Genomic DNA, 4,652 nt, shown 5'->3' on the forward strand with positions numbered 1-4,652 from the left:
CGCGGGGAACTGCGCAGTCTTTTGGCTTTGAGCCGCACGGGGAACGCGGCGCCCGGCCCCGCTTCTTCAGGGGCGCGGGGAACTGCGCGGCCGGCCACAGTCCACCCGCAGACGCAACCCGGGCATCCAGCGGCACGTCTCGCTAGGGCTGGGGCTACCCCCCGAACTCGTGCAGCCCCTTGAGCGCCTGCTCAAGCAGCGCCTGCCGACCATCCAGCTCCCGCTGGAGCTTGTCGGCCTTGGCCCCGTTCCCCGCGGAGCGAGCCGTCTCGATCTGCCCCTGGAGCTTGTCCACAGCGGCCTGCAGCTGCCCGGTCAGACCCTCCGCACGCGCGCGTGCCTCCGGGTTCGTCCGGCGCCACTCGGTCTCCTCGGACTCCTGGAGCGCCCGCTCCACCGCGTGCATCCGCCCCTCGACCTTCGGCCGGGCGTCCCGCGGCACATGGCCGATGGCCTCCCAGCGCTCGTTGATCGAGCGGAAAGCGGCCCTGGCCGCCTTCAGATCCTGCACCGGGACGAGCTTCTCGGCCTCCTCGGCCAGCTCCTCCTTGAGCTTCAGGTTCTCCGTCTGCTCCGCGTCCCGCTCGGCGAACACCGAGCTGCGCGCCGCGAAGAACACGTCCTGGGCGCCGCGGAAGCGGTTCCACAGGTCGTCCTCGTGCTCGCGCTGGGCGCGGCCCGCGGCCTTCCAGTCCGCCATCAGCTCGCGGTAACGGGCCGCCGTCGGACCCCAGTCGGACGAGGCCGAGAGCGACTCGGCCTCCGCGACCAGCTTCTCCTTGGTCTTGCGGGCCTCCTCGCGCTGCGCGTCCAGCGACGCGAAGTGCGCCTTGCGCCGCTTGGAGAACGCCGAGCGCGCGTGCGAGAAGCGGTGCCACAGCTCGTCGTCGGACTTCCGGTCGAGCCTCGGCAGGCCCTTCCAGGTGTCCACGAGCGCGCGCAGCCGCTCTCCCGCGGCCCGCCACTGATCGGACTGGGCCAGCTCCTCCGCCTCGACGACCAGCGCCTCCTTGGAGTGCCGGGCCTCGTCGGACTGCTTCGCCCGCTGAGCCTTGCGCTCCTCACGACGGGCGTCGACCGTCTCGACGAGCTTGTCCAGCCGGACCTTCAGCGCGTCCAGATCCCCCACCGCGTGGTGGGCGTCCACCTGTTCGCGGATATGGGCGATGGCGACCTGGGCGTCCTTCGAGGACAGGTCGGTGGTCTTCACTCGTCGTTCGAGGAGGCCGATCTCCACGACCAGTCCCTCGTACTTGCGCTCGAAGTAGGCCAGTGCCTCGTCGGGGGTACCGGCCTGCCAGGAACCGACGACCTGCTCGCCGTCGGTGGTACGCACGTACACGGTGCCCGTCTCGTCGACGCGGCCCCACGGGTCGCTGCTCACAGCGCCTCCTCCACATGATGCCTGCGTGGGGCTGCTTTGCCCCCGGGCATCGTCCACAGTTTCGTCACGGCCAACATAGGCGACCGGCGGGGCGGCTGTCCGCATCCCGCGCGACCGAAATTTCGCTGCCTGCGGTCAGGATTTCGTCACGGTCGCCTTGTCGATCACGACGGTCGCGTTGGGTGTGCCGTCGCCCTGGCCAGTGCTCTCGCCGGCGGCCGCGATTTTCTTCAGCACCTTCATGCCCGATTCGGAAATCGTGCCGAACGGTGTGTAGTTGGCCGGCAACTGACTGTCCTGGTAGACGAGGAAGAACTGGCTGCCGCCGCTGTCGCGGCCTTCCTTCGTCTGCGCGTTGTACTGGTTGGCCATCGCCACCGTGCCCGCCGGGTAGACATCGCCCTTGAGGCGCTTGTCCTTGAGGTTCTCGTCGGGGATGGTGTAGCCGGGCCCGCCCATGCCGGTGCCCTGCGGGTCGCCGCACTGGAGCACGTAGATGCCGTTCGTCGTCAGACGGTGGCACTTGGTGTGGTCCAGATAGCCCTTGCCCACCAGGAAGCTGAACGAGTTCACGGTGTGCGGGGCCTTCGAGGCCGGCATGTCGATGTCTATCGCGCCGCAGGTCGTCTGCAGCTTCATCGTGTAGTTCGCCGACTTGTCGATGGTGATCGCCGGTTCCTTCTTGTACGTCAGCGACTTCACCTTGCCCGCGGCGGCCTTGTCACAGGGATCCGGAGCCTTGCTGGGGGAGGCGCTCGGGGTGGCCTCCGCGGCGGCGTTCGACTTGTCGTCGTCGTCCTTCTTGAAGACCCCGGTCGCGTACGACACCACGCTGCCCACGACGATCACGCCGAGGACCGACGCGATCACCGCGTTACGAGCGTGGGCCTTGCGCCGAGCGGACGTACGCCGCTGCTGTTGCCGCAAGAACTTCTCCCGGGCGAGCTGACGCCGCCGCTGTTCCTGGGTGACCACCGGGTTATCTCCTCATGCGTCTCGTACGTCAGGTGGGACGCGTGGGTCTTGTGAGCCGACCGCCTGCGTGTGCCCCGTACCGTATATGGGTTCGCTGTGGTTCCGGCAGCGCCGGTAGGCTCTGAACCGCAGCGAAGCCATCCCCGTGCGACATTCCGTACGGCATACCGAAGGACGAACGTGCTCATTGCCGGGTTCCCCGCCGGGGCCTGGGGCACCAACTGTTATCTGGTCGCCCCCGCCGCAGGTGAGGAGTGCGTGATCATCGACCCGGGCCACCAGGCCGCTCAGGGAGTCGAGGAAGCGCTCGCCAAGCATCGGCTCAAGCCCGTCGCCGTCGTCCTCACGCACGGCCACATCGACCATGTGGCCTCGGTGGTCCCGGTGTGCGGCGCGCACGACGTGCCCGCCTGGATCCACCCCGAGGACCGGTACATGATGAGCGACCCCGAGCGGGCGCTCGGCCGCTCGATCGGCATGCCGCTGATGGGCGAGCTGACGGTCGGCGAACCGGACGACGTACGGGAACTGACGGACGGCGCCGCGCTGAAACTCGCCGGTCTCGACTTCTCCGTCGCGCACGCGCCCGGCCATACGAAGGGGTCGGTGACGTTCCGGATGCCCGAGAACACGGAGATCCCTTCCGTGTTCTTCTCCGGGGATCTGCTCTTCGCCGGCTCCATCGGACGAACCGACCTGCCCGGCGGCGACATGGACGAGATGCTCGGCTCGCTGGCACGCGTGTGCCTGCCGCTCGACGACTCGACCGTGGTGCTGTCCGGCCACGGCGCCCAGACGACCATCGGCCAGGAGCGCGCCACCAACCCGTATCTGCGGCAGGTGGCGGCGGCCGGCCAGGGAGCGGACCCGACATCCGCCCCGCGACGAGGAATGTGACGAGAGAATTCCCGTGAGCACCTTCAGGGCCCCCAAGGGCACGTACGACCTCATCCCGCCGGACAGCGCGAAGTACCTCGCGGTGCGCGAGGCGATCGCCGCCCCGCTGCGCAACTCCGGCTACGGCTACATCGAGACGCCCGGCTTCGAGAGCGTCGAACTGTTCGCGCGCGGAGTCGGTGAGTCCACCGACATCGTGACCAAGGAGATGTACGCCTTCGAGACCAAGGGCGGCGACCAGCTGGCGCTGCGCCCCGAGGGCACGGCCTCCGTGCTGCGGGCCGCCTTGGAGGCCAACCTCCACAAGCTCGGCAACCTCCCCGTCAAGCTCTGGTACTCGGGCTCCTACTACCGCTACGAACGCCCGCAGAAGGGCCGGTACAGGCACTTCTCGCAGGTCGGCGCGGAAGCCATCGGCGCGGAGGACCCGGCGCTGGACGCCGAGCTGATCATCCTGGCCGACCAGGCGTACCGCGCGCTCGGACTGCGCGAGTTCCGCATCCTGCTCAACTCGCTCGGCGACAAGGAGTGCCGGCCCGTCTACCGGGCCGCGCTCCAGGACTTCCTGCGGGGCCTCGACCTCGACGAGGAGACCCTGCGCCGCGCCGACATCAACCCGCTGCGCGTCCTCGACGACAAGCGGGACGACGTCCAGAAGCAGCTGGTGGGCGCCCCGCTCCTGCGGGACTACCTCTGCGACGCGTGCAAGGCGTACCACGAGGAGGTGCGCGAGCTGATCACGGCGGCGGGCGTCTCCTACGAGGACGACCCCAAGCTGGTCCGGGGGCTCGACTACTACACCCGGACCACCTTCGAGTTCGTGCACGACGGCCTCGGCTCGCAGTCCGCGGTCGGTGGCGGCGGGCGCTACGACGGCCTCTCCGAGATGATCGGCGGGCCCGCGCTGCCGTCCGTGGGGTGGGCGCTCGGCGTCGACCGTACGGTCCTCGCCCTTGAGGCCGAGGGTGTCTCGCTCCAGCTTCCCTCCGCCACGAGTGTGTTCGCGGTGCCGCTCGGGGAGGAGGCGCGGCGGGTGCTCTTCGGTGTGGTGACCGAGCTGCGGCGCAACGGGGTTGCCGCGGACTTCTCCTACGGGGGGAAGGGGCTGAAGGGCGCGATGAAGAACGCGAACCGTAGTGGGGCGCGGTACACGGTTGTCGCCGGTGAGCGGGACCTCTCCGAGGGGGTCGTGCAGCTGAAGGACATGGAGTCGGGGGAGCAGGTGCCGGTGGCGGTGAACGAGATCGTGGCGGAACTGGAATCCCGGCTGAGCTAGGGCTTTCTCCGCCCCCGCCGCCCCTACCCGTTCCCGTCCACACATGGGGGCTGCGCCCCCTCGCCCCCCTGTCGCGCTGCGCGCTCGTCCTCAAACGCCGGACGGGCTGAAAAACCAGCC

Annotated in this window: 4 protein-coding genes; 2 read left to right on the top strand and 2 right to left on the bottom strand. The window is 69.3% G+C overall.

Going from position 1 to position 4,652, the window contains the following annotated elements; genetic code table 11:
* Positions 1-154: 154 nt before the first annotated feature.
* Together ACFWGJ_RS42165 and ACFWGJ_RS42170 are read right to left on the bottom strand one after the other, a co-directional pair.
* Positions 155-1,384 (bottom strand): DUF349 domain-containing protein, encoded by a 1,230-nt coding sequence (locus ACFWGJ_RS42165; protein ID WP_387334255.1) that lies wholly within the window; start codon positions 1,382-1,384, stop codon positions 155-157.
* Between the two features lie 135 nt (positions 1,385-1,519).
* A complete protein-coding gene (locus ACFWGJ_RS42170) occupies positions 1,520-2,359 on the bottom strand; it encodes a peptidylprolyl isomerase (RefSeq protein ID WP_387334256.1) in 840 nt (279 codons plus the stop codon).
* 180 nt (positions 2,360-2,539) lie between these two features.
* Here ACFWGJ_RS42170 and ACFWGJ_RS42175 point away from each other — a divergent pair, with 180 nt between their 5' ends.
* Positions 2,540-3,256, top strand: coding sequence for an MBL fold metallo-hydrolase (locus ACFWGJ_RS42175; protein ID WP_387334257.1), 717 nt, complete (start codon positions 2,540-2,542; stop codon positions 3,254-3,256).
* A gap of 13 nt (positions 3,257-3,269) precedes the next feature.
* A complete protein-coding gene (hisS, locus tag ACFWGJ_RS42180; protein WP_387334258.1) occupies positions 3,270-4,532 on the top strand; it encodes a histidine--tRNA ligase in 1,263 nt (420 codons plus the stop codon).
* Positions 4,533-4,652 lie beyond the last annotated feature (120 nt).

Origin of the sequence: Streptomyces sp. NPDC060205 (assembly GCF_042728395.1) — a bacterium.
Classification (GTDB): domain Bacteria; phylum Actinomycetota; class Actinomycetes; order Streptomycetales; family Streptomycetaceae; genus Streptomyces.